The organism is Acinetobacter sp. 228, from assembly GCF_048147885.1.
In genome coordinates this window covers 1-2597 of record NZ_JAYWYV010000054.1, presented here as the reverse complement: position 1 = coordinate 2597, position 2597 = coordinate 1, and the positions used below count along the sequence as shown (strand labels likewise).

General features: G+C 40.0%; 4 protein-coding genes and 1 pseudogene. 2 read left to right on the top strand and 3 right to left on the bottom strand.

Annotation, left to right across the window (positions count from 1 at the left end):
* A pseudogene (locus VXQ92_RS15655) lies at positions 1-65 on the bottom strand (mobilization protein); the annotation flags it as partial.
* Positions 66-274: 209 nt separating this feature from the next.
* On the opposite strand from VXQ92_RS15655, the gene mobQ reads away from it, so the two are divergent.
* Complete coding sequence (gene mobQ, locus VXQ92_RS15650; RefSeq protein ID WP_416682421.1) at positions 275-1246, top strand: MobQ family relaxase; 972 nt, start codon at positions 275-277, stop codon at positions 1244-1246.
* Positions 1243-1743, top strand: coding sequence for a hypothetical protein (locus VXQ92_RS15645; protein ID WP_416682420.1), 501 nt, complete (start codon positions 1243-1245; stop codon positions 1741-1743). Before mobQ ends, VXQ92_RS15645 begins: the two co-directional genes overlap by 4 nt.
* A 111-nt stretch (positions 1744-1854) precedes the next feature.
* Here the strand turns inward: VXQ92_RS15645 and VXQ92_RS15640 are convergent, their stop codons facing one another.
* On the bottom strand, positions 1855-2136 hold the full coding sequence (locus tag VXQ92_RS15640; protein ID WP_001129137.1) for a type II toxin-antitoxin system YafQ family toxin: 282 nt from the start codon (positions 2134-2136) through the stop codon (positions 1855-1857).
* Positions 2129-2422, bottom strand: coding sequence for a type II toxin-antitoxin system RelB/DinJ family antitoxin (locus VXQ92_RS15635; protein WP_001277151.1), 294 nt, complete (start codon positions 2420-2422; stop codon positions 2129-2131). Before VXQ92_RS15635 ends, VXQ92_RS15640 begins: the two co-directional genes overlap by 8 nt.
* Positions 2423-2597: the final 175 nt, after the last annotated feature.

Sequence of the window (2597 nt, the reverse complement as noted above, 5' to 3'; positions counted from 1 at the left end):
AACTGTTTCAGCTTCTCTAACTGGGCTTCAATTTTCTTTTCGATATTTTCAGCAGATTTAGTCATAACGGTTAATTTCGGAATATAGAAAACCACTCAAGCATAAGACCCTATGAATTGAAATTCAAGCGGGTAATATGCTATCGTGTTTTTCATGAAATGCGCACTTACGACTTGGATTTCATCCAAGTCAAAGTTTGCGTAAGGGGAATCCCCTTAACCCCAAAAAACTGCTACGCAATTTTTTAAAAGCAAAAGCATCTCAAGGCGACTGCATGGCAATCTATCATTGTTCCACTAAAACGGTTAACCGAAGTTCAGGACGAACTGCGGTTGCATCAAGTGCCTATCGCGCAGGTGAAAAACTAGAAGATGAACGCACAGGGCTGACCCATGACTTTACGAGAAAAGACGGTGTAGCCCATTCTGAAATTATCTCTAATTTAGATATTGAAATTGACCGTGGCGAACTTTGGAACTTGGCAGAAAAAACCGAGAACCGCAAAGATGCCCGAACCGCTAGAGAATGGGTGATTGCCCTGCCTGATGAATTAGACGCTGTTCAACGTAAGGACTTGGCAAAAGACTTTGCCAGGTCCTTAGTTGATCGCTATGACGTAATCGCAGATTTAGCAATCCATGAACCGAGCAAAGGCGGTAATGATAAAAACCATCACGCCCATATCATGCTTACCACCCGAAAAGCCGAATTAGACGCAGACAATAAAATCACTCTGACCACCAAAACCGATATTGAACTCAGCAACGCCAAACGAAAAAGCCTTGGTATAGGGACAACCCAAGAAGACATTAAGCAAATTCGAGAAACATGGGCAGACTTAGCCAATAAAGCATTGGAACGTGCAGGCTACCGAGAAACAATAGACCATCGTAGCTATGCCGATCAGAACAACGGACTACAAGCCACCATCCATGAAGGCACCAAAGTCACACAATTACGCAGACAAGGCATAGACACTGAAATCAGCCGTTTTAATGACAACGTCAAACAGCAAAATAGCCAACAGCTTCACCAACAGAAACAGCAAAAAGAGAGCGTTTTACAGCGTGGTTTAAGCCGTGTCGATCAAGGTTTTGATCAATGGCAGAAGAACCAAGAAACCAAACGTCTAGAACTGGAACGCCAAGCGGAAATGAAGCGACAGCAAGAATTAGATAAACAACGAGCCGAGCAAGCACTCCGCAAGGCATCTCAAAAACTAGGTAGAGGCGGAATGTCGTTATGAGCAACCAAAATGATTTAGATGACCAATTATATATTTTACTGGCATCCATGAAGGAATATAGAGAAGCCATAGCAGACGATAACAAGCGATTAGAGCAGTTTTACAACCATGTCGCTAGTGGAATACTAGACAAGGCTGAAAAATCGCTAGAAAACGCAAATAAGAAGCATACAGGCGCATTAAACAACAGTATTCAGGCATTAACCGAAGCTACACACAGGCTCAACTTAAAACTTATCATTATTTTTGCTAGCACGTTTGTTGCTGTGATGATGGTATTCATTTTGGCTATCTTCTTATACATACCAAGCAAAGACGAAATTGATGCACGTAGAGCAGATATGGCTGTACTAAAAAAATATCCGTTACAAATCGAGGAGCATGATGGGAAAACATTAGTCAGAATTATGACTAAAAAGCCGTGTTACTCATTTGAACCGAATAATGTCAAAGAAAAAACGTATGACTGGTGTCAGATCGACCCTAAAAAATACTAGTTGATCGGTACTTTGCTTGGTTTTTCTCATTACTGATCAGATTACAGCAAGCGCAAAGTTGCCCGACTTTGAAACATGGCTAAAGCCATCTTTCAAAGCATCGAGCGATAGTCATCCAAAAATTTCGGAATGGCTATCCAACTGATGCAGTTCTAAAATATCGTCACCAACAAGCCTATAAATCAAGACTAAATCAGGCTTCACATGACAATCACGACAATTCTTAAACTCTGCACCACCCTTCAAGGGATGATCTAAATATTTTTCAGGCAAAGGATTATTTGCGACTAAACAATCTAATACTTCTGCCCATTCAGCCGTAACCAGTTCTAAATAACGTCTTTTAATATCACGTTTAAAAGAACTGGTTACGATAATCTTACGTTTAGCCATGTGCTTCTTCCGACATAGCTTTAATCGCTTCTTCTACCGTTTCGTACTCGGTGTACTCGCCATTTTCAATCTCTTTTAAAGATTGAAGTAACTTGGCTGCTGCTTTAGGAGTTAAAGCAGTTTCTCGCGCATAGTCAAAAGATAAAGGGATCGCCTTCGTTTTAACGATTTGATTCAAGAACAGTTTGAATGCTTGGGGCATAGTCAAACCGTAGTCTTCCAAAATAGGCGTGACTTGTTCTTTTAACTCTGCTTCTAAGCGCATATTGAAATTGACTGCGGACATGATTTCCTCACTCAAAAACCATTAAAGTAAAGATAATATAAGGCATATTCTTTACTTTTTCATTACTTTTGATGTAATAAATGGTTTCTAACAAATGATGTTATTCACCAATTAAAATGTCTATGCGATAAACCATTTAAAATGTCCTGTTTTTAACCACAAGAGTCAAGCACAG

Excerpts from the sequence above, each read along its gene's own strand:
- mobQ (WP_416682421.1), top strand. The coding sequence starts at position 275 with ATGGCAATCTATCATTGTTCCACTAAAACGGTTAACCGAAGTTCAGGA.
- VXQ92_RS15645 (WP_416682420.1), top strand. The coding sequence starts at position 1,243 with ATGAGCAACCAAAATGATTTAGATGACCAATTATATATTTTACTGGCA.
- VXQ92_RS15640 (WP_001129137.1), bottom strand. The coding sequence starts at position 2,136 with ATGGCTAAACGTAAGATTATCGTAACCAGTTCTTTTAAACGTGATATT.
- VXQ92_RS15635 (WP_001277151.1), bottom strand. The coding sequence starts at position 2,422 with ATGTCCGCAGTCAATTTCAATATGCGCTTAGAAGCAGAGTTAAAAGAA.